The sequence below is a fragment of the Stenotrophomonas sp. YJH_SMC_81 genome (assembly GCF_059370875.1).
The window spans coordinates 300,447-325,141 of sequence record NZ_JCAFUB010000001.1 but is presented as its reverse complement, the minus strand read 5'-3'; the positions used below and the strand labels follow the sequence as shown (position 1 = coordinate 325,141).

Here is a 24,695-nt window from a genome sequence, read left to right as displayed (position 1 = left end):
TGTAGCACCGCAATCCCCGATTCAGGCCGGAACGATCCGGCCACCCGCTGGCGGCAAGGGTCGCCGACGGTCCAAATTCGCAGACAGCATCCCCAAGGACACCCTCCGTGGCAAAAATCACCAAAACCTTCCAGTACGGCAAGCACACCGTCACGCTTGAGACCGGCGAAGTCGCCCGCCAGGCCAGCGGCGCGGTCATCGTCAAGATGGACGACACCGTACTGCTGGTCACCGCCGTCGCCGCCAAGAGCGCGCGCGAAGGCCAGGACTTCTTCCCGCTGACCGTCGATTATCAGGAAAAGTTCTACGCCGGCGGCCGCATCCCGGGTGGTTTCTTCAAGCGTGAAGGCCGTGCAACCGAGAAGGAAACGCTGATCTCGCGTCTGATCGACCGTCCGATCCGTCCGCTGTTCCCGGAAGACTACAAGAACGAAGTGCAGATCATCGCCACGGTCATGTCGCTGAACCCGGACGTGGACGGCGACATCCCGGCCCTGATCGGCGCCTCGGCTGCGCTGGCCCTGGCCGGCACCCCGTTCATGGGCCCGATCGGCGCTGCCAAGGTCGGCTACAAGAACGGCGAGTACATCCTGAACCCGACCGTCAGCGAACTGGCTGACTCGCAGCTGGAACTGGTTGTCGCCGGTACCTCCAACGCCGTGCTGATGGTCGAATCCGAAGCCGCGCTGCTGTCCGAAGAAGTGATGCTGGGCGCCGTGACCTTCGGTCACCGCGAAATGCAGAAGGTCATCAACGCGATCAACGAGCTGACCGTCGAAGCTGGCACCAAGCCGTCGACCTGGGAAGCCCCGGCCAAGAACGACGCGCTGATCTCCGCGCTGAAGGAAGCCATCGGCCCGCGCCTGGGCGAAGCCTTCCAGGTGCGCGACAAGCTGCAGCGCCGTGACGCCATCTCGGCGATCAAGAAGGACGTGTTCGAAGCCCTGGCGGGCCGCGTGGCCGCCGAAGGCTGGAACCCGGCCGAGCTGTCGAAGGAATTCGGCGAACTGGAATACCGCACCATGCGTGACTCGGTGCTGGACACCAAGGTCCGCATCGACGGCCGTGCGCTGGACACCGTCCGCCCGATCACCGTGAAGACCGGCGTGCTGCCGCGTACCCACGGTTCCTCGCTGTTCACCCGTGGCGAAACCCAGGCCATCGTGACCATCACGCTGGGCACCGCCCGTGACGGCCAGGTCATCGACGCCGTTGCCGGTGAGTACAAGGAAAACTTCCTGTTCCACTACAACTTCCCTCCGTTCTCGGTGGGTGAGTGCGGCCGCATGATGGGCCCGAAGCGCCGCGAAATCGGCCACGGTCGTCTGGCCAAGCGCGGCGTGCTGGCTGTCATGCCGTCGCTGGAAGCCTTCCCGTACACCATCCGCGTCGTCTCGGAAATCACCGAGTCGAACGGTTCTTCGTCGATGGCGTCGGTCTGCGGCTCGTCGCTGGCCCTGATGGACGCCGGCGTGCCGGTGAAGGCACCGGTGGCCGGTATTGCCATGGGCCTGGTCAAGGAAGGCGACCGTTTCGTGGTCCTGTCCGACATCCTGGGTGACGAAGATCACCTGGGCGACATGGACTTCAAGGTGGCCGGTACCGCTGAGGGCATCTCCGCCCTGCAGATGGACATCAAGATCGAAGGCATCACCGAAGAGATCATGAAGCAGGCCCTGCAGCAGGCCAAGGCTGGCCGTCTGCACATCCTGGGTGAAATGGCCCACGGCCTGACCGCTCCGCGTGAGGAGCTGTCGGACTACGCGCCGCGCCTGCTGACCATCAAGATCCACCCGGACAAGATCCGCGAAGTGATCGGCAAGGGTGGCTCGACCATCCAGGCCATCACCAAGGAAACCGGCACCCAGATCGACATCCAGGACGACGGCACCATCGTCATCGCGTCGGTCAACGCCATCGCTGCCCAGGCTGCCAAGGCCCGCATCGAGCAGATCACCTCGGACGTCGAGCCGGGCCGCATCTACGAAGGCAAGGTCGCCAAGATCATGGACTTCGGTGCGTTCGTCACCATCCTGCCGGGCAAGGACGGCCTGGTCCACGTGTCGCAGATCTCCAGCGAGCGCGTCGAGAAGGTCGGCGACAAGCTGAAGGAAGGCGATGTGGTCAAGGTCAAGGTGCTGGAAGTCGACAAGCAGGGCCGTATCCGCCTGTCGATGAAGGCCGTCGAAGAAGGCGAAGGCGCCAGCGCCGAATAATCGGTACTGCTGCTCGTGCGGTGGGTGAGGACCGTTGGTCCTCACGCTTTCGCAAATGAGAAAGCGGGCTTCGGCCCGCTTTTTCTTTGCCTCGATGTTGTGAAGAGACGCTCATCCAGGTCGCTGCATGTCCTGCTGCAGTGCATGATCGCCGCCACGCAGCCATCGTTCTGTCACCGTTGCACGGATCGCGCCTGTCCATGGGACGACATGCCGCGACATCCGTACCGCAGCCCTATCGGTTTGCTAACGTGGCGGCGCCTTTGAACCGGGAGATCCCATGTTCCGCCAGACCGTGGCCGTCCTTGCCGTGCTGATTGCCGGTGCCTTGCCCATTGCCGCGCACGCAGCGCCCGCACAGCAGCCGATCTTCGGCGCCTATTACCCTGGTGGATCGGCCGAGCGCTATCCGGTGTCGAGCATTCCGGCCGAGCGCCTGACCCACCTGTTCTACGCGTTCTCCACCATCGAGGACGGCCGCTGCACGGTCGGTGCGGAAGCGCCGAAGAATTTCGCCGCACTGGCCGAACTCAAGAAGGCGCACCCGCACCTGCGCACGCTGATTTCCATTGGCGGCTGGGGCGCAGGCGGCTTCTCCGATGCGGCACTGACCGAAACCAGCCGCAAGCGCCTGGTCGACTCATGCATGGCGCTGTTCTTCGAGCGCCATGCAGGCAGCTTCGATGGTGTGGACATCGACTGGGAATTCCCGGTCAGTGGTGGGCCGGAGGAGCTGGCACACCGCCCGCAGGATCGCGCCAACCTGACCCGGCTTGCGCAGGCCTTCCGCCAGGCACTCGATGCGCGCGGTCGCAAGGTTGGCCAGCCGATGCTGCTGACCGCCGCGTTGGCCGCCGGTCGCCTGCAGACCGATGGCCCCTATGATCCGGCGGCGAGCTACGACCTGCCGGCGCTGGCCAGGGTGTTCGATTTCATCAACCTGATGAGCTACGACATGGGCACCGGCTTCTCGTCGGTGTCGACCTTCAATGCGCCCTTGCATGAAGTGCCGGCCGATCCGCTGGCGCCGGAGCTGCGCCGCTGGAACAACGTGGCCGGCGCGGTGCAGTACTACCGCGAGCACGGTGTACCGGCCGACAAGCTGGTGCTGGGCGTGCCGTTCTACGGGCGCGGCTTCAAGGTCACCGGCGATGCACCGGATGGCCTGTATCAGCCTTACAGCACACCGGCCGACGCCGGCGACTGGCGGGTGATCAAGGCGCGCTATCTCGACCAGCCGGGCTGGACCAGGCACTGGCAGCCGCAGGCGCAGAGCCCGTGGCTGTACAACGCCGAACAGAAGGTCTTCATCAGCTATGAAGACCCGCGCTCGATCGGGCTGCGTGCGCAGTTCGCCCGCGAGCAGGGCCTGGCCGGGGTGTTCATGTGGGAGCTGACCGGCGACGACGAGCAGGCCAGCCTGCTCAACGCCATGCTCGGCCCGTGGCAGAAGGCGCGCATCGGCGATTGAGTCGCGTGCTGGCGCCGGGCTCATGCCCGGCGACGCTTCAGTTCGCCCAGACGCTGTTCGGATCGCCGTTGCGGGCGCGGCGCTGGCTGGCGACGGCCAGGCGGGCGAAGCCGAAGGCCATGGCCAGCGCGATGGCATCGATCCAGAACAGCGGCCACTGGCCACGCCCGGCGGCGCGCCACAGCCAGTCACCATTGAGTGCACCGTGCAGGACCGGCACCAGTGCAGTGCTGATCGCTGCGGCCCACAGCAGTTCGCGCGCGGCCTGCGCGGGACGGCGCAGTGCAGCCCACAGCGCACAGGCTGCCCAGCTGCCGAAGCAGGCCCAGCGGATGCCGTGGTCGACCGCCGACGGTGCCAGCCGCTCCAGCACCAGTGCGGTGACGAACGCGATCGAGATCGCCACGCACAGGCCGATGCACACGCCGACCGTGGCCCGCGCCATGTTCACACCGGCACGTGGCTGTTGCGGCTGGCGACGCTTGCGCCGCGACTCGATCCACAGCAGGTTGCCGGAGTAGAACAGGAACGCACCGCCGAGGCCGAGCAGGAAGTACAGCCAGATCACCACGCCGTTGCCGAACTCACCGAAGTGCAGCGCGTAGGCGGCGCTGAGCGTGGCGTGGTTGGCGTCGCGCTGGCCCGGCAGCTGCGACGCGAGCAGGTTGCCGGTGGCGACGTCCAATGCCACGGCACCAAGCGGGCCGAGGGTGCCACTGGCCTCGCCGGTGATCTCGATCGTGGCGTTGGCATCGCCGCCATTGGCCAGCTTCAGGTAGGCCGGTTCAAAGTTGGCCACGCCCTGCGCGCGGGCCACTTCAAGTGCGCGCGCATGCAGCACGCGCAGGCTGCCCGGTGGCGCCGGAATCCCGCTGGCATCGCGCACCGGCGCAGTGTCCATCGCGGTCGGTACCGCTTGCAGCGCCTTGCCGTCGTAGATCAGCGGATTGAGCAGGGCCATCTGCACGAACACCAGGCACAGCAGGGCGCCCGTGACTGCGAACATCAGGTGGAAAGGCAGGCTGAGCACGCCGATCACGTTGTGCGCGTCCTGCCACAGCTGCTTCAGGTTGCGGCCCGGGCGCAGCGCGAACAGGTCGCCGAACAGCCTCGGCAGGTGGATCACCAGGCCGCTCAGCAGCGCCATGCCATACAGCAGGCTGACGATGCCCATCACATAGATGCCGGCCACCGGCAGGCCGAGGCTGTAGTGCAGTTCGTTGACCAGTTCTGCCAGTCCGGTCTGCGGCGGCGAGGGGCTGCCGGCGATCTGGCCCGGCCAGGCGTAGCGCCAGCTGCCGTCATCGGCCTGCCAGTACGCCAGGGGCTGCGGGTGTTCGGTGCCGGGGAAGGTCATGCCAACGTGGCGGCGGGCCTCCGGGTGTGTCGCCAGTACGTCTTCCAGCAGGTACTGCGCATCGTCCAGGCCCGCCGGCAAGGCGGTGGCTGCGCCCGGGGTCTGCCACAGCGGCAAGTCGTGATGGAACAGGGTCAGCGCACCCGCATAGAAGGCCACGAAAAGGCCGAAGCCGGCGACCAGGCCGACCCAGGTGTGCAGGGTGGTGAATGTGCGCAGCGTCTGCGAACTGAACTTCATGGGGGAGCTCTCATTGCACCGCGCCGGCCAGGCGCAGCAGCCCGAGCACGGCGAAGCCGGCCGCGGCGCTGCCACCCAGAACCAGCCAGGCGCGCAGTGCGCTGCGGAAGCTGAACGCCCACAGGGCGGCCAGCATCCATAACGGGATGAAGGCGATCAGGGTCGGCACCAGTGCGCGCTGCCAAGGGCCGGGCGGCAGCCAGGCCAGCAGGCCGGTCGCGGCGGCCGCAAGCAGGAAGCCAGCGATGATGCCGGCGATGGCGCGCGACCACATCACGGCGACTCCGTGCCCGGGCGATGCCAGGCGGCCAGCGCCGGCAGCAGCATCGCGGCGAGCATCCAGGTGCACAGCATCGCCACCAGACCGGCAGCGAAACCGAGTTCGGCCATCCACAGCCACAATGCGGCAGCCGCGGCGACCAGGCCGATCTGGCGGCCGAGGCGACCGGCGCGGCGCAGGCGCGGCCAACGGCAGTGCGGCGAGGCGGCATAGAAGGCCAGTGCCGAAAACATCGCTGCCAGCATGCCCAGGCTGCAGAAGCCCAGGGTGGAAAGGCCGACGGTGATCATTGCGGGCGGGCGCCGCGGCAGTGGGCCGGCGAACGCGGGGCACGGGCGGGGCCGGCGGGAGCCGGTCGGAGCGGGTGGCGCATCACGAGGTCCTGGGGGAAGCGGGCAGGCTGGCACGGGGCGGGCTGCGCGGACATGGTAATCATTGCGTTTTCACGCCGCCAGCGCCGGCCATTCAGCGGACCGTACGGCAGCCCTTGGGCTTTCCGGTGCGCTGGTTTAAGATCGTCGCAGACTCCTGACTGGAACAAGGTGGCCCGCGCCCAGCGCCGGCCGAGCGTGCGACATGAGCACTACCACCGCCCACTGTTGACCTGCCCCCGAAGGCCCTGTGTTCCAGGCGCCCTCGCGGCGCTTTTTTATTGCCCGGGCCGCGGCCCGGGAACGCTTTCCAGCCCGCCCCGCGGGCCCCGCACGAAGCCAATGCGATGATCAACATTACCCTTCCCGACGGCAGCCGCCGCGAGTTCGAAAATCCCGTCAGCGTCATGGACGTCGCCCAGTCGATCGGTGCCGGCCTGGCCAAGGCCACCATCGCCGGTTCCGTCGATGGCGTGCTGGTCGATGCCAGCGACGTCATCGACCACGATGCCAGCCTGCGCATCATCACCGCCAAGGACGAGGAGGGCGTGGAGATCATCCGCCACTCCTGCGCCCACCTGGTCGGCCACGCCGTCAAGCAGCTGTACCCGGACGTGAAGATGGTGATCGGCCCGGTGATCGCCGAGGGCTTCTACTACGACATCTATTCCGAGCGCCCGTTCACGCCGGACGACATGGCCGCGATCGAGAAGCGCATGGGTGAACTGATCGCCCAGGACTACGACGTCATCAAGAAGATGACGCCACGCGCCGAGGTGATCGAGATCTTCAAGGCCCGTGGCGAGGACTACAAGCTGCGTCTGATCGAAGACATGTCCGACGACATCCAGGCGATGGGCATGTACTACCATCAGGAGTACGTGGACATGTGCCGCGGCCCGCACGTGCCGAACACGCGCTTCCTGAAGGCCTTCAAGCTGACCCGCATCTCCGGCGCCTACTGGCGCGGCGACGCGCAGAACGAGCAGCTGCAGCGCATCTACGGCACCGCCTGGGCCGACAAGAAGCAGCTGGAGGCGTACATCAAGCGCATCGAGGAAGCCGAGATGCGCGACCACCGCCGCATCGGCAAGCAGCAGGACCTGTTCCACCTGCAGGAAGAAGCCCCGGGCCTGGTGTTCTGGCACCCGAAGGGCTGGGCACTGTGGCAGGTGGTCGAGCAGTACATGCGCAAGGTCTACCGCAGCAGCGGCTACGGCGAAGTGCGCTGCCCGCAGATCCTGGACGTGAGCCTGTGGAAGAAGTCCGGCCACTGGGACAACTACCAGGACAACATGTTCTTCACCGAATCGGAGAAGCGCACGTACGCGGTCAAGCCGATGAACTGCCCGGGCCACATCCAGGTGTTCAACCAGGGCCTGCACAGCTACCGCGACCTGCCGATCCGCTACGGTGAGTTCGGTTCCTGCCACCGCAACGAGCCGTCCGGCGCGCTGCACGGCATCCTGCGCGTGCGTGGCTTCACCCAGGACGACGGCCACGTGTTCTGCACGGAAAACCAGATCGAGTCGGAAGTGACGGCCTTCCACCAGCAGGCGCTGGCGGTTTACCGGCACTTCGGTTTCGACGAGATCCAGATCAAGATCGCGCTGCGTCCGGAATCGCGCCTGGGTGACGACGCCACCTGGGACAAGGCCGAAGGCGCGCTGCGCTCGGCACTGACCGCCTGTGGCGTGGAATGGCAGGAGCTGCCGGGCGAGGGGGCCTTCTACGGCCCGAAGATCGAGTACCACCTGAAGGACGCGATCGGCCGTACCTGGCAGCTGGGCACCATGCAGGTCGACTTCATGATGCCGGGTCGCCTCGGCGCCGAGTACGTGGACGAGAACAGCCAGAAGAAGCACCCGGTCATGCTGCATCGCGCCATCGTCGGCTCGATGGAGCGCTTCCTGGGCATCCTGATCGAGCACCATGCCGGCCAGTTCCCGGCCTGGCTGGCGCCGACCCAGGTGGTGGTGGCCAACATCACCGATGCCCAGGCCGACTACGTCGCGGGCGTGACCAAAACCCTTGCGGAGCAAGGCTTCCGCGTCAGCTCGGATTTGCGTAACGAGAAGATCGGCTATAAAATCCGCGAGCATACGTTGCAGCGCGTGCCCTACCTGCTGGTCATCGGTGACCGCGAGAAGGAGAATGGGGCTGTAGCGGTGCGTACGCGTTCTGGCGAAGACCTGGGCAGCATGAGCCTGCAGGCCTTCATCGAGCGGCTCCACGCCGAGGGCGCGTAAGCAAAGGTCCGGTCCGGGCGCACAGGCACCCGGACCGGTTCGATACCCTTGGGAGAACGTAATATCAGCACCCCTGACAACAAACAGAACCGCAAGAATCAGGAAATCCGTGTGCCGCGCGTCCGCGTGATCGGCAGTGACGGAGAAATGATCGGCGTGTTGTCGCGCGACGAAGCGCTGTCCATGGCCGAAGATGAAGGCCTGGACCTGGTCGAGATCCAGCCGCAGGCCGATCCGCCGGTCTGCAAGATCATGGACTTCGGCAAGTTCAAGTTCGAAGCGCAGAAGAAGGCCAGCGAGGCCAAGAAGAAGACCAAGCAGGTCGAGATCAAGGAAGTGAAGTTCCGTCCGGTCACGGACGAGGGCGACTACCAGATCAAGCTGCGCAAGATGCGCGGGTTCCTTGAAGAAGGCGACAAAATCAAGGTCAACATCCGCTTCCGTGGCCGTGAAATGAGCCACCAGGAACTGGGACGTGAAATGGCCAACCGGATCGAGGCCGATCTGGGCGAGGACATCGTCATTGAATCCCGTCCGCGCCTGGAAGGGCGTCAGATGGTCATGATGATCGCGCCGAAGAAGAAGACCTGAGGCCTGACGGGCCGCCTTGCGGGGCGCCTGGCTGAATGGTTCAGGGTAAGGGGGCGCCGCTGGCGTCCCTTTGCTTTTGCAGGATGCCGGTGAAGTGCCGGTGAAAGGGTTGCAGGGGCTGGTGGCAGGGCGGTTTTGCCTGTATCATGCCCGGCTCGACCCACCCAGGACGGGTCGTACGCCGATCATGGCAGGACGGAAAGAGCGGCCCAGGCCGCCGCCAGATCAGTCAGAAACCAGGGTCATATCCCATCAAGGACATTGCAATGCCCAAGATCAAGACCAACCGGGCAGCGGCCAAGCGTTTCCGCAAGACCGCCTCGGGCAAGTACAAGTGCGGCCACGCCAACCGTAGCCACATCCTCACGAAGAAAGCGACCAAGCGTAAGCGTAATCTGCGTCAGACGGGCCATGTCCGTGCAGAAGACGCAGGCCGTCTGGACCGCATGCTCCCTTACCTCTGAGGAACTGAAAAATGGCACGAGTTAAGCGTGGCGTACAGGCGCGTCGCCGCCACAAGAAGATTCTGGATCTCGCCAAGGGCTATTACAACGCCCGTCGCAAGGTCTTCCGCGTCGCCAAGCAGGCGGTCATCAAGGCACAGCAGTACGCCTACATCGGCCGTAAGCAGAAGAAGCGCAACTTCCGTTCGCTGTGGATCACCCGCATCAACGCGGCTGCCCGCATCAACGGCCTGAGCTACAGCCGCTTCATGAACGGCCTGCTGAAGGCCGGCATCACCCTGGATCGCAAGGTCCTGGCTGACATCGCCGTGCACGACGCAGCCGGTTTTGCTGCGCTGGCCGAAAAGGCCAAGGGCGCGCTGGCGGCATAAGTCCTTCCCGATGCCGTAACCGTTCACTCGGAACGGTGTCAGGTCAAGGCAATGCATGGGGAAGGGCGCAAGTCCTTCCCCATTCTTTTTTGGGTTCCGGCGAGGCCATGGCGGCAGCGCGGGGACGGCGGTGGCGACAGGGGTCGGCCCTTCGCGCATCGCGATGGCAGATCGACTGGAGTTCCGGCCCCCCATGAGCGACATCCAATCCCTCACCACCCAGGCGCTGGCCGATGTGGCCGCCGCACAGAGTCCCGACGTGCTGGAACAGCTGCGCGTTGCCCTGCTTGGCAAGAGTGGGAGCATCACCTCGCAGCTCAAGCAGCTCGGCGCCCTGCCGGCGGACGAGCGCAAGGCCGCTGGTGAAGCGATCAACCAGGCCCGCGACGCGCTGACCCGCGCGCTGGGCGAGCGCAAGGCGCTGCTGGAAGACGCGGCGCTGGATGCGCGCCTGGCCGCCGAAGCCATCGACATCACCCTGCCGGGCCGCAACGGCGAGCGTGCCGGCCTGCACCCGATCACCCGCACCCTGGAGCGCATCACCGGCATCTTCGGCCGGCTGGGCTACGAGCTGTCGGAAGGGCCGGAGATCGAGGACGACTGGCACAACTTCGAGGCGCTGAACTTTCCGCCGCACCATCCGGCGCGCGCCATGCACGACACCTTCTACTTCGGCGACGGCCGCCTGCTGCGCACGCACACCTCCGGCGTGCAGGTGCGCTACATGGGCGACCACGCGCCGCCACTGCGCATGATCGCCGCCGGCAAGGTGTACCGCAGCGACAGCGACCAGACCCACTCGCCGATGTTCCACCAGGTCGAAGGCCTGCTGGTGGACGAGCATTCGACCTTCGCCGACCTGAAGGGCACGCTGGCCGAGTTCGTGCGCGCGTTCTTCGAGCGCGATTTCGAGATGCGTTTCCGCCCCAGCTACTTCCCGTTCGTGGAGCCGGGCGCGGAAGTGGACATTGCCTGGCAGCAGCCCGACGGCAGCACCCGCTGGCTGGAAGTGCTGGGCTGCGGCATGGTCCATCCGAACGTGCTGCGCAACGTCGGCATCGATCCGGAGCGCTACACCGGCTTCGCGTTCGGCATGGGCGTGGAGCGTTTCGCGATGCTTCGTTACGGCGTCAACGATCTGCGCGCGTTCTTCGAGAACGACGTGCGATTCCTGAAACAGTTCGCGTAAGCCGCAACCATGTAGAGCCGAGCCATGCTCGGCTGCTCCTAAATTCGCAGGCCCAGGCGCATGCGCCGGGCCCACCAGGGTGACACCATGAAATTCTCCGAAAACTGGCTGCGCAGCCATGTCCCGACCGGCGCCTCGCGCGATGAACTGAGTGCAGTGCTGACCGCCATCGGCCTGGAAGTGGAAGACGTGACCGCGCTGGGCGAAGGCCTCGATCACGTGGTCGTGGCGCGCATCGTCGAGGCCGTGCGCCATCCCGAAGCTGATCGCCTGCAGGTGTGCAAGGTCGATGCCGGGCAGGGCGAACTGCTGCAGATCGTCTGCGGCGCACCGAACGCGCGCCCGGGCCTGGTCGCGCCGCTGGCCATGGTGGGTGCGCAGATCGGCGAGCTGAAGATCAAGCCGGCCAAGCTGCGCGGCGTGGAGTCCAACGGCATGCTGTGCTCGGCCAAGGAGCTGGGCCTGGACAACGATGCCTCCGGCCTTCTGGAGCTGCCCGATGACGCACCGGTCGGCCATGCCCTGATCGAGTACCTCGGCCTGCCGGACGCCAGCATCGAGATCAAGCTGACCCCGAACCGCGCCGACTGCTTCAGCCTGCGCGGCATCGCCTACGACGTCGCCGCCGCCACCCGCAGCGAAGTGCTGGACTTCGCCGCTGACGCCATTCCGGCGGTCGGCAGCCGTGAGCTGAGCATCCAGCTCGACGCTGGCGCCGAAGCGCCGCGTTACCTGGGCCGCGTCATCGAAGGCGTCAACGCCGCCGCCAGAACCCCGTTGTGGATGGCCGAGCGCCTGCGCCGCAGTGGCGTGCGTCCGGTCTCGCTGCTGGTCGACATCACCCAGTACGTGATGCTGGAGCTGGGCCAGCCGATGCATGCCTACGACCTCGGCACCCTGCAGGGCAGCATTGCCGTGCGCCGTTCGCGCGCGGGCGAGACGCTGAAGCTGCTGGACGGCCGCGATGCCGCGCTGGACGAGAGCTTCCTGGTGGTCACCGACGCCGATCGTGCGATCGGCCTTGCCGGCCTGATGGGCGGCTTCGACACCCGCGTCACCGACGCGACGACTGCCGTGTTCCTGGAAGCCGCGCACTTCGCGCCGGCTGCGATCATGGGCCGTGGCCGCAAGCTGGGCCTGCACACCGATGCCGGCCACCGCTTCGAGCGTGGCGTAGATCCGGCACTGCCGCGCACCGCCATCGAATACGCCACCCGCCTGGTGCTGGACCTGGCCGGCGGTACCCCGGCGCCGGTTACCGAGGCCGTGCGTGAAGCCGATCTGCCGCAGCCGGCAACCATCGTGCTGCGCCGCGCCCGCATCACCCGCGTGCTCGGCATCACCATCGACGATGCGGAAGTCGAGCGCATCCTGCGCGCGCTGGGCATGGACGTGGCTGCCACGGCCGAGGGCTGGCAGGTCGCCGCGCCGAGCCGCCGCTTCGACATCGCCATTGAAGAAGACCTGATCGAAGAGCTGGCCCGCATCCACGGTTACGAGCAGATCCCGACCACGCTGCCGGGCGGTGCCTCGCGCGTGGCGATGCCGAGCGAGACCCAGCTGGACGCGCTGAGCGTGCGTCGCCAGCTGATCGCCCGCGACCTGCAGGAAACCGTCAATTTCGCCTTCGTCGACGATGCCCTGCTGGCCCAGTGGCAGCTGCGCGACGGCCTGGTGCCGCTGGCCAACCCGCTGTCGGCCGAACTGGCGGTGATGCGCCCGTCGCTGCTGCCGGGCCTGGTCGCCACGCTGGGCCGCAACGCCGCCCGCCAGCTCGGCCGCGTGCGCCTGTTCGAGCTCGGCCGCGTGTTCGCCCAGCAGGCCGGAGATGGCCAACTGGCACCGCTGGAAACGCCGCGCGTGGCGGCAGCTGTCTGCGGTGAGGCGCAGGCGGTGCAGTGGGGCCTGCCGACCCGCAAGGTTGATTTCCATGACCTGAAGGGCGACCTGGAATCGCTGGCGGCTGCCAGTGGTGCGGTACTGGAGTTCCGCCCGTCGTCCCGTGCCTACGGCCACCCGGCGCGGTCGGCCGAGGTGTTCCGCGATGGCGTGGCGATCGGCTGGATCGGCCAGATCCACCCGCGCCTGGCCAAGGCGATGGATATCGAGGCCGATGTCTACGCCTTCGAGCTGGATCTGGAACCGCTGACCGCCCGTCGCCTGCCCCGTGCCGGCGAGCTGTCGCGCTTCCCGGCGGTGCGTCGCGACCTGGCGTTCCTGGTGCCTGAACAGGTGGCCTGGGCCGATCTGGCCGCGACCGTCCGCCAGGCCGCCGGCCCGCTGCTGCGCGACCTGAACCTGTTCGACCGCTATGTTGGCCAGGGCGTCGAGCCGGGGTTCAAGAGTCTCGCTATGGGCTTGATTTTGCAGGACAAGTCGCGCACTCTGACGGACCGCGACGTGGATGCGGTGGTGGCCGAGGCGGTCGCTGCCATCGAGCGTGAACACCACGCCCGGATCCGCGGCTGAGCGGGCAGCACTCGGGGGTAGCAGGCAATGGCATTGACCAAGGCGGAGATGGCGGAAAAGCTGTTCGACGAAGTCGGTCTGAACAAGCGGGAAGCCAAGGAATTCGTCGACGCGTTTTTCGATGTGCTGCGTGAAGCATTGGAACAGGGACGTCAGGTGAAGCTGTCGGGTTTCGGTAATTTCGATCTGCGGCGCAAGAACCAGCGCCCGGGTCGCAACCCCAAGACCGGCGAGGAAATTCCGATTTCCGCCCGTACGGTGGTCACCTTCCGTCCGGGCCAGAAGCTCAAGGAGAGGGTGGAAGCTTATGCTGGATCCGGGCAGTAACCGCGAACTACCGCCGATCCCGGCCAAGCGCTACTTCACCATCGGTGAAGTCAGCGAGCTGTGCGACGTCAAGCCGCACGTCCTGCGCTACTGGGAAACCGAGTTTCCCAGCCTTGAGCCGGCCAAGCGCCGAGGCAACCGCCGCTACTACCAGCGCCATGACGTGCTGATGGTGCGGCAGATCCGCAGCCTGCTGTACGAACAGGGCTACACCATCGGTGGTGCACGCCTGCGCCTGGAGGGTCCCGATGCCCGCGAGGAATCGGCGCTGAGCAACCAGATCATCAAGCAGGTGCGCATGGAACTGGAAGAAGTGCTGCAGTTGCTGCGCCGCTGATCCCATTTCCATCGTAATCCGCTATACTTCACGGCCCGCCGCACTGGCGGGCACATCGCAGCATCAGTCGGGGCGTAGCGCAGCCTGGTAGCGCATCTGCCTGGGGGGCAGAGGGTCGTCGGTTCGAATCCGGCCGTCCCGACCACTGTGATGAATCAGGAAGCCCGCGCAGCGATGCGTGGGCTTTTTTGTGCGTGCGGTGTATGCTGCGCGCCACTCGTACTACCGCGGCTGCTGAACCCGGTACTCACGAGAACACATCATGGAATCTGCAAGAAACCGTGCCTGGCGTCGCAGCCAGGCCCGCAACCGTGGTGGCGACCGCGCCACGACGGCCTACCGCTACAAGCCCGAGAAGAACTGGAAGCTGCTGTATACGCGGGATGCCAAGCTCGCGCGTGCACGCCAGCTGGGTTTCACCTATCCGGTCCTCAGCGCCCGCCAACTGCAGGAACAGGAATGATCAACCTGCTGTTCGTCTGCAGCCGCAACCAGCTGCGGAGCCCGACCGCCGAAGCCATGTGGCGACGGCGGCCCGGCTTCAACGCGAAGTCGGCCGGCACCAGCCCGCACGCACGACGCCCCATCGGCCCGGCGGATATCCGCTGGGCCGATGTCGTCTTCGTGATGGAGGCCAAGCACCAGCATCGCCTGAAGGCCGCGTACGCGCGCCTGCTGGAACACAAGCGCGTGCACTGCCTGGACATCCCCGACGACTATCGCTGCATGGATCCGGCGTTGATGGACCTGCTGGACGCAAAGGTGACCATGTATCTCGATCAGCTGCCGGAAAAGCGGTAGATCAGCTCCGGATCGCCTTCGTCCAATCCATGCACGATGCCGCTGCCGGTGAGAACCCGAGGCGGGCATCACCTCGCGGATATGCAGCATCGTCGAGGAAGGATCGGGTGGCGTCATCGAAGGCTCCTGGGCTGGATGCGCCCGGTCCATCGATCACGTCGGCCGTGTCTGCGTATCCGCCACAGCCAGCGTGTGGTCGGCAGTCAATACACGCGGAACTCGGCACGGCAGCCGTCGCTGACCCACACCCCGCGGCGGTCCCAGCCCCAGTTGCGGTCCTCGACGCACGGCGTCACCGACTTCTGCTTGACCAAGCGCACTCCATGGCGCACCCGGATGCGGCATTCCTTGTCCTTCTGTTCGTAGGACTCGCAGACCAGGCGCTCGCCGTCGTCATCCCGGTCACGGTCCCGGCCGCGCCCCGGCCAGCGGCCGCGTCCCTGTTCGTCGGCCACGAACTCAGCGCGGCAGCCTTCGGTGACCCAGAGCATGCGGCGGCTCTGGCCCCAGTTCTGGTCCTCGACGCAGCGGGTGACCGACAGCTGTCTGGCCATGCGCATGCGGCCTTCGATCGGGCACTGCTGGGTCTTGTTGAACTGCGACTCGCAACGCAGCGGCGGAATGTGATCGCTGACGTAGTCCTGGGCGGCCACCGGGGTGGCCCCCAGCAACAGGGCCAGGGCGGAGGTGGCAATCGGCAGCAACGGGCGATGGGTCATGGAGAGCCTAGGCAGAGGGAATGGGCCGCAAGAATGGACCAGCCCGAGGCCGTCGGAACGGATCGTTCCGGCGCTGGCTCAGTGGGGATTTAGTAGTGCGCACCGGCCCATGCAGGGCCTTACATCCCTTATCATCGCGGCACATCCGATCGCATCGGCTTACACCTTCTTACATGTCTCCCACGCATGCCGGCGCAGCCTGTGGCTGCCGTCACTGGCGTGCAGCCGGCTTGCGGAGGAGGATGCGCGGACCACGACGACCACAGGGGGTTGCGTTGATCAGCAGTACCGTCATTCATCGCTCGGCTGGCGCAGAGGCCGGGCAGGTGCGTGTCCTGGACACCACGTTCAAGGGCAAGCATGTGTTCATTGCGTGGGGCCTGCGCGGGCCGGAACTGACCCGCAGCGCAGACCCGCCCGCCACCGTGGCTGCGCGCAAGGCGTTGCACGCCGTGGCCGGCCACAGCGAAGGGCCGCGCAGCCCGGAGGTGTTCATCGCTAACCAGTCGGCGGTGGCGATTACCGTCTATCGGCTGCTGACCGAAGCGCGTTCGGGCGATGCCATCTTCTTCCTGTGTGATTCGCAAGCCGTGGTCGACTGGCTGATCACCGCACTGGAAGTCCAGGGCGAAGGCTGACGCTGCGCGCGGTCAGGCCAGCGCCGCGTCCACCGCCGCAAGCGCGTGCAGGGTGGTGGTGTCGAACAACGGCACCGCACTGTCTTCGGGGCGCACCAGCAGCATGATCTCGGTACAGCCGAGGATGATCGCTTCGGCGCCGCGCGCGACCAGCCGCGCGATCACGCCGGCGTACACCTGCCGCGAGTGCTCGCTGACCACGCCGGCGATCAGCTCCTGGTAGATGATGTCGTGCACGCAGCGGCGATCATCAGCCTCCGGAACCAGTACCTGCAGCCCGAAGCGGTCCTGCAGCCGGTCGCGGTAGAACGCCTGCTCCATGGTGAAGGCGGTGCCGAGCAGTCCCACCTTGCGGATGCCGGCCTGCAGGATCGCCGTGGCGGTCGGGTCGGCGATATGCAGCAGGGGCAACCGGCACTCGGCTTCGATCCGGTCGGCCAGCGTGTGCATGGTGTTGGTGCAGATCACCAGCAGCTCGGCGCCACCGGCCTGCAGTCGCCGTGCAGCATCGAGCATGTGGTTGCCCAGCACATCCCACCGACCGTCGTGCTGCAACTGCTTGATGCCGGCGAAATCCACCGACCACAGCAGCAGTTGCGCCGAATGGGCGCCACCGAGGCGGTTCCGCACCGCCTCGTTGATGAGACGGTAGTACTGCGCGGAGCTTTCCCAGCTCATGCCGCCGATCAGGCCAAGGGTCTTCATGCTCAGCTCCATGCCAGGGAGCCGTCATTGCAGCACAACCGATGCGGGACTTGCACGACACATTAGTAATCGCTAATGTATAGGCCATGATCGAGAACGCCCTGTTCAAGGCGCTGGCCGACCCCACCCGCCGCCATATCTTCGAAAAGCTGGCCGATGGCGGGCAACATGCCAGCGCGCTACGTGAGGGCATTGCGATCAGCCAGTCTGCGATGTCCCAGCACCTGGCAGTGCTGCGCGATGCAGGGCTGGTGCGTGAGCAGCGTCAGGGACGTTTCGTCCACTATGAAGTCGATCCGCGCGGGCTGGCCCACATCGGTCGCTGGCTGCAGCGGTACCGGGCCTACTGGCCGGCGCGGATGTCCGCACTGCAGAACCTGCTGGAGGAGATGGACTGATGGACGATGTTCTGGAGGAAGCGGCTCCCGCGCTGGTGATGGAGCAGCGGTTGCCTGTGCCACCGGAACGGGTCTGGCGCGCACTGTTCGATCCGGCACTGCGTGAGCGCTGGTTGCCTGCCGCCGATCTTGCCGATCCACAGCCCTGCCTGTGCGAGGAGGGGCGGGAGCTGGGATTCCGCTTGCGCGATGCACAGCCCCCACATCTGCACAGCCTGGTGTGTTTCCGGCTGCGCGGTGATGAGGATGGGGGAACGGTGCTGACCATCGTGCACCGGCTCACCGACCGGCGCGCGCTGATACCGCCGGCGTCCAACGATGACCATCGCACGGTGATGCGCGCGGCGTGAGCCGGCGCCTGGATCGAACGCTACAGGGAGCAGGCACATGCGGGACAGAATGCAGCTGGTACCGATGGTGGTGGAACGCAGCGAGCGCGGTGAGCGCTCCTATGACATCTACTCGCGGCTCCTGCGCGAGCGCATCATCTTTCTCAACGGCGAAGTCGATGACACCGTATCGGCGCTGGTCTGCGCGCAACTGCTGTTCCTTGAATCTGAAAATCCGGAGAAGCCGATCCATCTGTACATCAACTCGCCGGGCGGGGTGATCTCCAGCGGCTTGGCGATGTACGACACGATGCAATACATCTCGGCCCCGGTGCATACGCTGTGCATGGGCACCGCGCGGTCGATGGGTTCGTTCCTGCTGATGGCCGGCGAGCCGGGTCACCGCGCGGCGCTGGCCAATGCCAGCCTGCATGTGCACCAGCCGCTGGGCGGGGTGCAGGGCCAGGCTTCGGACATCTTCATCCACGCCGAGGAGATGCAGCGCACCAAGCAGCGCATCACCCAGCTGTATGCGCGGCATTGCGGACGCAGTTTCGAGGAGGTCGAACAGACCCTGGACCGCGATCGGTTCATGAGTGCCGAGCAGGCATGCGAATGGGGCCTGATCGACCAGGTACTGGTACGGCGCGACGCGCTCGCGGCCTGAGTCTGCCTCTGTAACCACCGCATCCATGCTGCACTGTGTGTGCCGCGCCAGGCCGGCGCACTCTATGCTGGTTGGATGTTCTGAAGTGGACGCCTGATATGGCCCTGCATACCTGGTGGTGGTTCCTGGCCACGGTCTTCGTGCTGTGCGGGACGCCCGGGCCCAACATGCTGCACATCCTTGGCCGCAGCGTCGGGCTGGGGTTCCGTGGCAGTGTGCCGGCCATGGCCGGCTGCCTGCTGGCGATGCTGCTGGTGCTGGCGGCTTCCGCAGCGGGCCTGAGTGCGCTGCTGCATTCCTCGCCGATGCTGTTCGAGGTGCTGCGCTATCTCGGTGTGGCCTACCTGGCCTGGCTCGGCATCAAGGCCTGGCGTGACAGTTGCCGGCCCGCACCCGCGGTGGTTGATGCTGCAGAGGTCACACTGGCGCCGGTACATGGCGCAGGCGCGGTGTTCCGCGGCGGCCTGTGGGTCGGCCTGAGCAATCCCAAACTATTGCTGTTCGCCGCAGCGTTCCTGCCGCAGTTCGTCGACCCGTCGCGCAGCCAGGCCGTGCAGTACAGCGTGCTGGTCGCGACCTTCGCGGCCTGCGAACTGTTCTGGTACGCGATGTACGCAGCCGGTGGCCACGGCCTGCGCCGTTGGCTTGCAAAGCCATTCGCACGGCGCTGGTTCGAGCGGCTGGTGGGAAGCGTGTTCCTGGCTTTCGCAGTGGCGTTGTTGCGCTTCCGGCCGCGTTGATTCACGCCGCACACGCGGCCCGTTCACGAGCGCCGCATCGGTGGCGGCCTAGCCTGATCGCACCGTTTGCGTTCCCTGCAGGGAAAGGACTGACATGATCAAGTGGGCCATCATCTTCGCCGTCATCGGCATCATCGCGGGCGTGCTGGGCTTCGGCGGCATCGCTGGCGCCGCCGTGGGCATCGCCAAGTTCCTGTTCTGGGCAGGCATCATCATCGCCGTGGTCCTGTTCCTGATCGGCATGAGCGTGGCGAAGAAGGTCAGCTAGCGCCAGTCGCGCAGCAGCGTCTTCAGTGCGCGCTGCTGCGCGAGAACAGATTGATCACCAGTACGCCGGCGCAGATCAGGCCGATCCCGATCAATGCCGGTGCATCCAGCCGCTGCTTGAACACCACCAGGCCGATCAGCGAGATCAGCACGATGCCGACGCCGGACCAGATTGCATAGGCGATGCCGGTCGGCACCGACTTCATGGTGACCGACAGCAGGTAGAAGCACAGCCCATAGCCAACCAGCGCGCCCACTGTCGGCCACAGCCGGCTCATGCCGTCCGAGGCTTTCAGCAGTGACGTGGCGATCACTTCCAGCACGATGGCGGCGGCCAGGTAGATATAAGGGTTCATCGCGGGCTCCGGGTCACTGCGGGTCGCACCGGATCAATCGTCGATGCGAGCGAAGCGCGCCTGCGGGCCGTGTTCGCCCGGAACCTGCTCGATGAACATCGGGTAGGGGCGTACCCACAGGCCGCCTTCGCCATAGAGTGCGCGATAAAGCACCATCGGTTCCAACGTCTCGCTGCTGCGGACGATATCGATCACCTCGTATTCGCCGCCCTTGAAGTGGCGATACCGGCCACGGACGAGATCGGGCAGGGGAGTCAGCTCAGCCATGGCAGGGCGTGCTCACTTGCGCGCCGGGCTGGCGGGCTTGGCGCAGTACGCGTCGATGGCCTCGGCCGTGTTGGCCAGGCCCTGCGCCTGCGCCAGTTCCCAGGGGCGCTCGCAGCGCTGGCTGTGTTCGCACCACTGATAGCCGGCAGAGCCGATACAGCCGTGCGCGTCACGATCGCCGCCTACCCTCGGCGTGGTGGTCGAAGGCTTGCCGTCGGCACGCCGGGGTGCATTGCCCGGGCTCGCGCATGCGGCCAGAACCAGCAGCGCTGGAATCAGAAGAAGCACCTTCATGCGCGAGCTCCGTGCGTAAAGCGACATTTTCTGTCGCAAATAGCCCGTCAGCAAGCGCTCAATGCACGGCGGCGCGGATCAACTCTTCGATCAGGATCAGATAGCAGGCCACGAAATAGAACTTCAGCAACGTCGAACGCTGGTGCGGGAGGAAGGTGCGCATGTGGAAGGGGCCCCTGTTGATGACGGTAGTGTGAAGCCAGCCTGACTCCGTGACAAGGATCACGGAATGAACGGGCTAAACGGACTCAGGGATGTGAGGAAAGCCGAGATCCGATGCGAGGGCGCGGCATTTTCGTACAAATCTGATAGGCCATCCCGGAGGCGGTCGCTAGCCTGATGGTGTAACGGCAAGCGGCCAACTGCCTGCCACTGCACCCTTTCATCCGCAGGAGACTCCGATGGTCATCACCGTCCAATGCAATGCCCAGCGCTGGTCCGTACTGCATCCGCAGCTGAGCGACACCACGGGTTACGCGCGGGGCGCCGACGCCTTTGATGCCGCCGCCGCGCTGGCCCTGGAGCATCACCGCCGCACCGGCCAGCGCAGCACGGTGCGGGTCGAGGCGCTTGGCAACACGGTAGACGCGCTTTACGTTGGAGAGTGACGCCAGCCCCCTTGGTGCAGTCAGCCACGGTTGAGTTGTTTGAATGGGGGAACAACTGCCATCGCCGCTCCCTCTGTGCGCCGGGCCGTGAATCCCGGATGCTTGCGCCATCGTATTCATCTGGAGATCTCGATGGGCAAGGCACTCACCTGGCGCACCCTGGCCTGCACCCTGTTGCCGATGCTGGCGGCCGCCGGCGGCGCCCAGGCGCAGAGCTATGGCTACGGCTACGACGACGACCGCTATGGCGGCCGCGATGGCAGTGGCATCGTGCGCTGCGAGTCGGTCAAGAACCGCAGCAATGAGTGCCGCCTGGATGGCCGCGCGCGGTTGATCCGCCAATTGTCCGGTTCGCCCTGTGTGGAAGGTGAGACCTGGGGCCAGTCGCGCAACGGCGTCTGGGTCACACAGGGGTGCCGTGCCGAATTCGTTGGTGAATACCGCCGCGGCGGCGGCTGGGGCGGCTGGGGCGGCAATGGCGGCGGCTGGGGCAACGGCAATGGATGGGGTGGTGGCGATGTGGTCACCTGCCATTCCAATGGCCACCGGCAGGAGTACTGCGATGCCCGCATCCGCCGGGGCGTGCGCCTGATCCGCCAGGACTCGCGCAGTGCCTGCATCGAAGGCCAGAGCTGGGGCTGGGATCGCCGCGGCATCTGGGTGAGCGATGGCTGCAGGGCGCAGTTCCAGGTGAACTGAGCTTTACGGGTTCAACCCGTGAAAATCAGAATAATCTGATACAGCTCACATTTTGAACGACGTATCGTCTGTGATCAGGGCGCCCTGCGTGCCCTGATACCCGGTGATGTCGATTGCCGTAGCCGGCATCAGCATCGCGCCGCCGTCGATACGCTGCCTCAAGGAGTGAGCTGCATGTTGATCCGCCTGCAATGCGAACAGCGCCAGTGGCGCGTGCTGCACCCGGATAGGCCGGAGCCGATCGAGTTCCGTGATGGCGCACGAGCCTATGACTTTGCCGAGACCCTGGCCCGCCTGCACTTCGTCGACACCGGGCAGCGCGCCGCCGTGCGCGTGGAGGCCAGCGGGGCGTTCGTGGAAGCGGTCAGTTACGGTTGAGCGTGGGGCGCCTGCTGGGGCAGGCCTGCGGGGTTCGGCCATCCACGCATGGCGTGGAACCACCTGCTTCCACCGTGGAAGGTGCGAGCCTTCGGCTGCACCTTCCCGTGATGCGTGGATTCCTGATCGGCCTCAGCCCGCGGCACTCAGCGGCGGGTTGCCTGCGGCCAGCTGTGGCCAACGCTTGAGCACGGCGGCGCGGATGCCGGCCGCATCGATACCGGCTTCGGCCAGCAGGTCCTCGCGGCTGGCGTGGTGTTGGTAGCTGTCGGGCAGGCCCAGGTGCAGGATCGGACGCAGCACGCCTTCGGCATTGAGCAGCTCACCGACACCGGAACCGGCACCACCGGCCACGACGTTGTCTTCGATCGTGACCAGGCCCTCGTGCTGGGCGGCCATGGCCAGCACCAGCTCGCGATCCAGTGGCTTGATGAAGCGCATGTTGACCACGCTCAGGCCCAGTTCGCGGCCGACCTGCTCGGCGGCGGGCACGGTGCTGCCGAAGGCAAGCAGGGCGATGCGGTTGCCCTGCAGACGCAGCTCGCCCTTGCCGATCGGCAGGGTCGACAGGTCGGTGCCGGCCGCAACGCCGGTACCCGTACCGCGCGGGTAGCGCACGGCAGCCGGACCTGGGTGCTGCAGGCCGGTGCTGAGCATCTGCCGGCACTCGGCTTCATTGGAGGGTGCCATCACCACCATGTTCGGCACGCAGCGCAGGAAGCTGAGGTCGAGGTTGCCGGCGTGGGTCGCGCCGTCCGGACCGACCACGCCAGCGCGGTCGATCGCAAACAGCACGTCCAGATCCTGGATCGCCACGTCGTGCACCAGCTGGTCGTACGCACGCTGCAGGAAAGTGGAGTAGATCGCCACCACCGGCTTGCCACCCTGGGTGGCCATGCCGGCGGCGAGGGTGACCGCGTGCTGCTCGGCGATCGCCACGTCGAAATAGCGCTGCGGATATTCCTTACTGAAGCGCACCAGGCCAGAGCCTTCGCGCATCGCCGGAGTGATGCCGTAGAGGCGCGGCTCGGCGGCGGCGGCATCGCACAGCCAGTCACTGAATACATCGGTATAGGTCGGCTTCTTGGCCCCGGCCTTGGCCACCAGGCCCTTGTCCGGATCGAACGGGCCCACGGCGTGGTAACCGATCTGATCGCCTTCTGCCGGCTCGTAGCCCTTGCCCTTGGTGGTCATCACATGCAGCAGCTTCGGGCCCTTGGAGGCGCGCAGCGTCTTCAGGGTGGACAACAGCGCCGGCATGTCGTGGCCGTCGATCGGGCCGGTGTAGTGGAAGCCCATTTCCTCGAACATCGTGGAGGGCACGAACATGCCCTTCCAGTGTTCTTCCCAGCGCTTCACGAAACGCGCCGGGTTGTTCTTCTTGTCACCGAGGATCTTCTTGCCACCTTCGCGCAGCGCGTTGAGCGTACGGCTGCCGGTCGCTCGGCCCAGCATCTTGGTCAGGCCGCCCACTGCCTCGGAGATCGACATGTTGTTGTCGTTGAGGATCACCAGCAGGTTCGGCTCCGGCTCCATGCCACCAGCGTGCATCAGCGCCTCGAACGCCATGCCGGCAGTCATCGCGCCGTCACCGATCACTGCCACGACCTTGCGGTCGTCGCCTTCGGACTGGCGGGCGATGGCCATGCCGAGCGCGGCCGAGATCGAGGTGGAAGAGTGGCCGACGCCGAAGGTGTCGTACTCGCTTTCCTCGCGCTTCGGGAACGGCGCGACACCGTCCTTCTGCTTGACGGTATGGATCTCGTCGCGGCGGCCGGTCAGGATCTTGTGCGGGTACGTCTGGTGACCGACGTCCCAGACCAGTTGATCGACCGGGGTCTGGTACAGGTAGTGCAGGGCCACGGTCAGTTCGATCACGCCCAGGCCGGCGGCGAAGTGGCCTCCGCTCTTGCCCACCGATTCGATGAGGTAGGCGCGCAGTTCGTCGGCGACCGCCCTCAATTCGGATTCGTCGAACGTGCGCAGGTCATCCGGTGTCTGGATGCGCGCGAGGCGGGGATAGCGGGCAGAGTCGATCATCATGTTCGCACTTTTTCTGAACGCCCATTTTCGCCCTCAAACGGGGGTGGGGCAAGCAAACGCCGCCGTCCGTGACAGGACGGTGAGGGTTGCATGTTCGGGCGTTCAGGTGCTGAGTTTCGAGCGCTTGGGCAACTGCGCCTTCAGGAAGGCCATCTGGTCGGCCAGGATGTTGCGGTTGGACAGGATCAGGTGCTCGATCCAGCTGGGCCGGTAGGGCACTGCCAGCAGGGGCATGCCGGCCTGCTGCGGGGTGCGGTCGCTCTTGCGCGAATTGCAGTGGAAGCACGCGGTGACCACGTTTTCCCAGCAGTCCAGGCCACCTTTGGACAGCGGCATGACATGGTCGCGGGTGAGCGTCGGGCGGGTGAACTGCTGGCCGCAGTACATGCACAGATGGGCGTCGCGGGCGAACAGGGCCTGGTTGGTCAGGTTCGGCGTCGGGTCGATCGCGCGGGAGCGGGCGTGGCCGCGGGCAGCGATGATCGGGTGCAGGTCCATGCCGCTCTGCAGGCCGCTGAAGCGGTTGGTGCCACCGTGGATGTGCAGGCAGGGATCGCCAAGCGTCCAGGCCACTGCCTCGCGGGCGTAGAGGCAGGCCGCATCCTGCCAGGTGATCCAGTCCAGTACGCGTCCGTGGGCATCAAGCGAGAGCAGCCGGACCGAACCGGGGCGATGCAGCGTCGTGGCGTTGGGCGATGCTTCGGCGCCCGGAGCAGAAAACGGAGCTCCGGCTTCGATCAGACCCAAGCGTGTAGTGTCTGTCTCCATCGGGAGAACAGCTTATACCTGAATGTTGACGATTTGTGTATCGCCGACAGGCGATACACAAATCGTCAACATTCAGGTCCGCGCAT

At 66.0% G+C, this 24,695-nt stretch carries 31 protein-coding genes and 1 tRNA gene; 22 read left to right on the top strand and 10 right to left on the bottom strand.

Annotated features, from left to right (window positions below):
• Positions 1-107: 107 nt before the first annotated feature.
• Both pnp and AC5P8U_RS01550 read left to right on the top strand, forming a co-directional pair.
• Complete coding sequence (gene pnp, locus AC5P8U_RS01555) at positions 108-2,216, top strand: polyribonucleotide nucleotidyltransferase (protein ID WP_005417884.1); 2,109 nt, start codon at positions 108-110, stop codon at positions 2,214-2,216.
• 280 nt (positions 2,217-2,496) lie between these two features.
• Positions 2,497-3,687, top strand: a complete 1,191-nt coding sequence (locus AC5P8U_RS01550) for a glycoside hydrolase family 18 protein (protein ID WP_188240779.1) — start codon at positions 2,497-2,499, stop codon at positions 3,685-3,687.
• Positions 3,688-3,724: 37 nt separating this feature from the next.
• On the opposite strand, the gene AC5P8U_RS01545 is transcribed toward AC5P8U_RS01550, so the two are convergent.
• From AC5P8U_RS01545 to AC5P8U_RS01535, 3 genes are read right to left on the bottom strand one after another with little or no spacing between them, the layout of a single operon-like run.
• Complete coding sequence (locus tag AC5P8U_RS01545) at positions 3,725-5,284, bottom strand: PepSY-associated TM helix domain-containing protein (protein WP_423173094.1); 1,560 nt, start codon at positions 5,282-5,284, stop codon at positions 3,725-3,727.
• Positions 5,285-5,294: 10 nt separating this feature from the next.
• Positions 5,295-5,558: a hypothetical protein gene (locus AC5P8U_RS01540; protein WP_061478092.1), complete on the bottom strand. Its 264-nt coding sequence runs from the start codon at positions 5,556-5,558 to the stop codon at positions 5,295-5,297.
• The gene (locus AC5P8U_RS01535; protein ID WP_005410439.1) at positions 5,558-5,854 is read right to left on the bottom strand and encodes a hypothetical protein; all 297 of its coding nucleotides are present in this window, start codon (positions 5,852-5,854) and stop codon (positions 5,558-5,560) included. Before AC5P8U_RS01535 ends, AC5P8U_RS01540 begins: the two co-directional genes overlap by 1 nt.
• A 428-nt stretch (positions 5,855-6,282) precedes the next feature.
• Here AC5P8U_RS01535 and thrS point away from each other — a divergent pair, with 428 nt between their 5' ends.
• The 11 genes from thrS to AC5P8U_RS01480 all read left to right on the top strand — a co-directional run bounded on the left by thrS (position 6,283) and on the right by AC5P8U_RS01480 (position 14,733).
• Positions 6,283-8,184, top strand: coding sequence for a threonine--tRNA ligase (gene thrS, locus AC5P8U_RS01530; RefSeq protein ID WP_262222731.1), 1,902 nt, complete (start codon positions 6,283-6,285; stop codon positions 8,182-8,184).
• Between the two features lie 48 nt (positions 8,185-8,232).
• Positions 8,233-8,775, top strand: a complete 543-nt coding sequence (gene infC / locus AC5P8U_RS01525; protein ID WP_080104334.1) for a translation initiation factor IF-3 — start codon at positions 8,233-8,235, stop codon at positions 8,773-8,775.
• A gap of 266 nt (positions 8,776-9,041) precedes the next feature.
• Positions 9,042-9,239: a 50S ribosomal protein L35 gene (gene rpmI / locus AC5P8U_RS01520; protein WP_005410436.1), complete on the top strand. Its 198-nt coding sequence runs from the start codon at positions 9,042-9,044 to the stop codon at positions 9,237-9,239.
• A gap of 11 nt (positions 9,240-9,250) precedes the next feature.
• Complete coding sequence (rplT, locus tag AC5P8U_RS01515) at positions 9,251-9,610, top strand: 50S ribosomal protein L20 (protein WP_005410435.1); 360 nt, start codon at positions 9,251-9,253, stop codon at positions 9,608-9,610.
• 193 nt (positions 9,611-9,803) lie between these two features.
• Positions 9,804-10,799: a phenylalanine--tRNA ligase subunit alpha gene (locus AC5P8U_RS01510; protein WP_072169124.1), complete on the top strand. Its 996-nt coding sequence runs from the start codon at positions 9,804-9,806 to the stop codon at positions 10,797-10,799.
• An 87-nt stretch (positions 10,800-10,886) separates the two neighbouring features.
• Complete coding sequence (pheT, locus tag AC5P8U_RS01505; RefSeq protein WP_227836942.1) at positions 10,887-13,268, top strand: phenylalanine--tRNA ligase subunit beta; 2,382 nt, start codon at positions 10,887-10,889, stop codon at positions 13,266-13,268.
• Between the two features lie 27 nt (positions 13,269-13,295).
• A complete protein-coding gene (locus AC5P8U_RS01500) occupies positions 13,296-13,595 on the top strand; it encodes an integration host factor subunit alpha (RefSeq protein ID WP_005410432.1) in 300 nt (99 codons plus the stop codon).
• Positions 13,576-13,932, top strand: a complete 357-nt coding sequence (locus tag AC5P8U_RS01495) for a MerR family transcriptional regulator (RefSeq protein WP_053518690.1) — start codon at positions 13,576-13,578, stop codon at positions 13,930-13,932. Before AC5P8U_RS01500 ends, AC5P8U_RS01495 begins: the two co-directional genes overlap by 20 nt.
• Positions 13,933-14,000: 68 nt before the next feature.
• Positions 14,001-14,077 (top strand) — tRNA-Pro (locus AC5P8U_RS01490).
• Positions 14,078-14,194: 117 nt separating this feature from the next.
• Positions 14,195-14,395, top strand: coding sequence for a hypothetical protein (locus tag AC5P8U_RS01485; RefSeq protein ID WP_088496157.1), 201 nt, complete (start codon positions 14,195-14,197; stop codon positions 14,393-14,395).
• The gene (locus AC5P8U_RS01480; RefSeq protein ID WP_072169125.1) at positions 14,392-14,733 is read left to right on the top strand and encodes a low molecular weight protein tyrosine phosphatase family protein; all 342 of its coding nucleotides are present in this window, start codon (positions 14,392-14,394) and stop codon (positions 14,731-14,733) included. Before AC5P8U_RS01485 ends, AC5P8U_RS01480 begins: the two co-directional genes overlap by 4 nt.
• 203 nt (positions 14,734-14,936) lie before the next feature.
• Here AC5P8U_RS01480 and AC5P8U_RS01475 read toward each other — a convergent pair whose 3' ends face one another.
• Positions 14,937-15,452, bottom strand: a complete 516-nt coding sequence (locus tag AC5P8U_RS01475) for a DUF3011 domain-containing protein (protein WP_447897458.1) — start codon at positions 15,450-15,452, stop codon at positions 14,937-14,939.
• 242 nt (positions 15,453-15,694) lie between these two features.
• Here AC5P8U_RS01475 and AC5P8U_RS01470 point away from each other — a divergent pair, with 242 nt between their 5' ends.
• Positions 15,695-16,090 carry a hypothetical protein gene (locus AC5P8U_RS01470; RefSeq protein WP_061478088.1) on the top strand — a complete coding sequence of 132 codons (396 nt, stop codon included), beginning with the start codon at positions 15,695-15,697 and terminating at the stop codon, positions 16,088-16,090.
• A 12-nt stretch (positions 16,091-16,102) separates the two neighbouring features.
• Here the strand turns inward: AC5P8U_RS01470 and AC5P8U_RS01465 are convergent, their stop codons facing one another.
• Complete coding sequence (locus AC5P8U_RS01465) at positions 16,103-16,795, bottom strand: aspartate/glutamate racemase family protein (protein ID WP_088496163.1); 693 nt, start codon at positions 16,793-16,795, stop codon at positions 16,103-16,105.
• Between the two features lie 86 nt (positions 16,796-16,881).
• Here AC5P8U_RS01465 and AC5P8U_RS01460 point away from each other — a divergent pair, with 86 nt between their 5' ends.
• The 5 genes from AC5P8U_RS01460 (at position 16,882) to AC5P8U_RS01440 (ending at position 19,197) form a co-directional block, all read left to right on the top strand.
• On the top strand, positions 16,882-17,193 hold the full coding sequence (locus tag AC5P8U_RS01460; RefSeq protein ID WP_072169128.1) for an ArsR/SmtB family transcription factor: 312 nt from the start codon (positions 16,882-16,884) through the stop codon (positions 17,191-17,193).
• Entirely contained in the window at positions 17,193-17,543 is a 351-nt protein-coding gene (locus AC5P8U_RS01455) for an SRPBCC family protein (RefSeq protein WP_072169129.1), read from the top strand. Before AC5P8U_RS01460 ends, AC5P8U_RS01455 begins: the two co-directional genes overlap by 1 nt.
• 37 nt (positions 17,544-17,580) lie before the next feature.
• Positions 17,581-18,189, top strand: a complete 609-nt coding sequence (locus AC5P8U_RS01450) for an ATP-dependent Clp protease proteolytic subunit (RefSeq protein ID WP_005417839.1) — start codon at positions 17,581-17,583, stop codon at positions 18,187-18,189.
• 98 nt (positions 18,190-18,287) lie between these two features.
• Positions 18,288-18,929, top strand: coding sequence for a LysE family translocator (locus AC5P8U_RS01445; protein ID WP_188240784.1), 642 nt, complete (start codon positions 18,288-18,290; stop codon positions 18,927-18,929).
• Positions 18,930-19,023: 94 nt separating this feature from the next.
• On the top strand, positions 19,024-19,197 hold the full coding sequence (locus AC5P8U_RS01440; RefSeq protein WP_088496161.1) for a DUF1328 domain-containing protein: 174 nt from the start codon (positions 19,024-19,026) through the stop codon (positions 19,195-19,197).
• Positions 19,198-19,219: 22 nt separating this feature from the next.
• Here the strand turns inward: AC5P8U_RS01440 and AC5P8U_RS01435 are convergent, their stop codons facing one another.
• The 3 genes from AC5P8U_RS01435 to AC5P8U_RS01425 are packed head-to-tail and all read right to left on the bottom strand — an operon-like array spanning position 19,220 to position 20,113.
• Complete coding sequence (locus tag AC5P8U_RS01435) at positions 19,220-19,552, bottom strand: SMR family transporter (RefSeq protein WP_053499229.1); 333 nt, start codon at positions 19,550-19,552, stop codon at positions 19,220-19,222.
• A gap of 33 nt (positions 19,553-19,585) precedes the next feature.
• Positions 19,586-19,819 carry a DUF1653 domain-containing protein gene (locus AC5P8U_RS01430; protein WP_072169132.1) on the bottom strand — a complete coding sequence of 78 codons (234 nt, stop codon included), beginning with the start codon at positions 19,817-19,819 and terminating at the stop codon, positions 19,586-19,588.
• Between the two features lie 12 nt (positions 19,820-19,831).
• Positions 19,832-20,113 carry a hypothetical protein gene (locus AC5P8U_RS01425; protein WP_088496164.1) on the bottom strand — a complete coding sequence of 94 codons (282 nt, stop codon included), beginning with the start codon at positions 20,111-20,113 and terminating at the stop codon, positions 19,832-19,834.
• A gap of 401 nt (positions 20,114-20,514) precedes the next feature.
• Here AC5P8U_RS01425 and AC5P8U_RS01420 point away from each other — a divergent pair, with 401 nt between their 5' ends.
• The 3 genes from AC5P8U_RS01420 to AC5P8U_RS01410 all read left to right on the top strand — a co-directional run bounded on the left by AC5P8U_RS01420 (position 20,515) and on the right by AC5P8U_RS01410 (position 21,798).
• The gene (locus AC5P8U_RS01420) at positions 20,515-20,721 is read left to right on the top strand and encodes a hypothetical protein (RefSeq protein WP_072169134.1); all 207 of its coding nucleotides are present in this window, start codon (positions 20,515-20,517) and stop codon (positions 20,719-20,721) included.
• Positions 20,722-20,853: 132 nt separating this feature from the next.
• Positions 20,854-21,420 carry a DUF3011 domain-containing protein gene (locus AC5P8U_RS01415; RefSeq protein WP_353080273.1) on the top strand — a complete coding sequence of 189 codons (567 nt, stop codon included), beginning with the start codon at positions 20,854-20,856 and terminating at the stop codon, positions 21,418-21,420.
• A gap of 174 nt (positions 21,421-21,594) precedes the next feature.
• Positions 21,595-21,798, top strand: coding sequence for a hypothetical protein (locus AC5P8U_RS01410; RefSeq protein ID WP_005417823.1), 204 nt, complete (start codon positions 21,595-21,597; stop codon positions 21,796-21,798).
• A 132-nt stretch (positions 21,799-21,930) separates the two neighbouring features.
• Here the strand turns inward: AC5P8U_RS01410 and dxs are convergent, their stop codons facing one another.
• Both dxs and AC5P8U_RS01400 read right to left on the bottom strand, forming a co-directional pair.
• A complete protein-coding gene (gene dxs, locus AC5P8U_RS01405) occupies positions 21,931-23,838 on the bottom strand; it encodes a 1-deoxy-D-xylulose-5-phosphate synthase (RefSeq protein ID WP_111200650.1) in 1,908 nt (635 codons plus the stop codon).
• Positions 23,839-23,943: 105 nt separating this feature from the next.
• Positions 23,944-24,609 (bottom strand): HNH endonuclease, encoded by a 666-nt coding sequence (locus AC5P8U_RS01400; RefSeq protein WP_032954353.1) that lies wholly within the window; start codon positions 24,607-24,609, stop codon positions 23,944-23,946.
• Between the last annotated feature and the right edge of the window lie 86 nt (positions 24,610-24,695).

Coding starts and splice junctions, on each gene's coding strand:
- AC5P8U_RS01550 (WP_188240779.1), top strand. CDS start 2,497: ATGTTCCGCCAGACCGTGGCCGTCCTTGCCGTGCTGATTGCCGGTGCC.
- AC5P8U_RS01545 (WP_423173094.1), bottom strand. CDS start 5,284: ATGAAGTTCAGTTCGCAGACGCTGCGCACATTCACCACCCTGCACACC.
- AC5P8U_RS01540 (WP_061478092.1), bottom strand. CDS start 5,558: ATGTGGTCGCGCGCCATCGCCGGCATCATCGCTGGCTTCCTGCTTGCG.
- AC5P8U_RS01535 (WP_005410439.1), bottom strand. CDS start 5,854: ATGATCACCGTCGGCCTTTCCACCCTGGGCTTCTGCAGCCTGGGCATG.
- thrS (WP_262222731.1), top strand. CDS start 6,283: ATGATCAACATTACCCTTCCCGACGGCAGCCGCCGCGAGTTCGAAAAT.
- rpmI (WP_005410436.1), top strand. CDS start 9,042: ATGCCCAAGATCAAGACCAACCGGGCAGCGGCCAAGCGTTTCCGCAAG.
- rplT (WP_005410435.1), top strand. CDS start 9,251: ATGGCACGAGTTAAGCGTGGCGTACAGGCGCGTCGCCGCCACAAGAAG.
- AC5P8U_RS01510 (WP_072169124.1), top strand. CDS start 9,804: ATGAGCGACATCCAATCCCTCACCACCCAGGCGCTGGCCGATGTGGCC.
- pheT (WP_227836942.1), top strand. CDS start 10,887: ATGAAATTCTCCGAAAACTGGCTGCGCAGCCATGTCCCGACCGGCGCC.
- AC5P8U_RS01500 (WP_005410432.1), top strand. CDS start 13,296: ATGGCATTGACCAAGGCGGAGATGGCGGAAAAGCTGTTCGACGAAGTC.
- AC5P8U_RS01495 (WP_053518690.1), top strand. CDS start 13,576: ATGCTGGATCCGGGCAGTAACCGCGAACTACCGCCGATCCCGGCCAAG.
- AC5P8U_RS01485 (WP_088496157.1), top strand. CDS start 14,195: ATGGAATCTGCAAGAAACCGTGCCTGGCGTCGCAGCCAGGCCCGCAAC.
- AC5P8U_RS01480 (WP_072169125.1), top strand. CDS start 14,392: ATGATCAACCTGCTGTTCGTCTGCAGCCGCAACCAGCTGCGGAGCCCG.
- AC5P8U_RS01475 (WP_447897458.1), bottom strand. CDS start 15,452: ATGACCCATCGCCCGTTGCTGCCGATTGCCACCTCCGCCCTGGCCCTG.
- AC5P8U_RS01470 (WP_061478088.1), top strand. CDS start 15,695: ATGCGCGGACCACGACGACCACAGGGGGTTGCGTTGATCAGCAGTACC.
- AC5P8U_RS01465 (WP_088496163.1), bottom strand. CDS start 16,795: ATGAAGACCCTTGGCCTGATCGGCGGCATGAGCTGGGAAAGCTCCGCG.
- AC5P8U_RS01460 (WP_072169128.1), top strand. CDS start 16,882: ATGATCGAGAACGCCCTGTTCAAGGCGCTGGCCGACCCCACCCGCCGC.
- AC5P8U_RS01455 (WP_072169129.1), top strand. CDS start 17,193: ATGGACGATGTTCTGGAGGAAGCGGCTCCCGCGCTGGTGATGGAGCAG.
- AC5P8U_RS01450 (WP_005417839.1), top strand. CDS start 17,581: ATGCGGGACAGAATGCAGCTGGTACCGATGGTGGTGGAACGCAGCGAG.
- AC5P8U_RS01445 (WP_188240784.1), top strand. CDS start 18,288: ATGGCCCTGCATACCTGGTGGTGGTTCCTGGCCACGGTCTTCGTGCTG.
- AC5P8U_RS01440 (WP_088496161.1), top strand. CDS start 19,024: ATGATCAAGTGGGCCATCATCTTCGCCGTCATCGGCATCATCGCGGGC.
- AC5P8U_RS01435 (WP_053499229.1), bottom strand. CDS start 19,552: ATGAACCCTTATATCTACCTGGCCGCCGCCATCGTGCTGGAAGTGATC.
- AC5P8U_RS01430 (WP_072169132.1), bottom strand. CDS start 19,819: ATGGCTGAGCTGACTCCCCTGCCCGATCTCGTCCGTGGCCGGTATCGC.
- AC5P8U_RS01425 (WP_088496164.1), bottom strand. CDS start 20,113: ATGAAGGTGCTTCTTCTGATTCCAGCGCTGCTGGTTCTGGCCGCATGC.
- AC5P8U_RS01420 (WP_072169134.1), top strand. CDS start 20,515: ATGGTCATCACCGTCCAATGCAATGCCCAGCGCTGGTCCGTACTGCAT.
- AC5P8U_RS01415 (WP_353080273.1), top strand. CDS start 20,854: ATGGGCAAGGCACTCACCTGGCGCACCCTGGCCTGCACCCTGTTGCCG.
- AC5P8U_RS01410 (WP_005417823.1), top strand. CDS start 21,595: ATGTTGATCCGCCTGCAATGCGAACAGCGCCAGTGGCGCGTGCTGCAC.
- dxs (WP_111200650.1), bottom strand. CDS start 23,838: ATGATCGACTCTGCCCGCTATCCCCGCCTCGCGCGCATCCAGACACCG.
- AC5P8U_RS01400 (WP_032954353.1), bottom strand. CDS start 24,609: ATGGAGACAGACACTACACGCTTGGGTCTGATCGAAGCCGGAGCTCCG.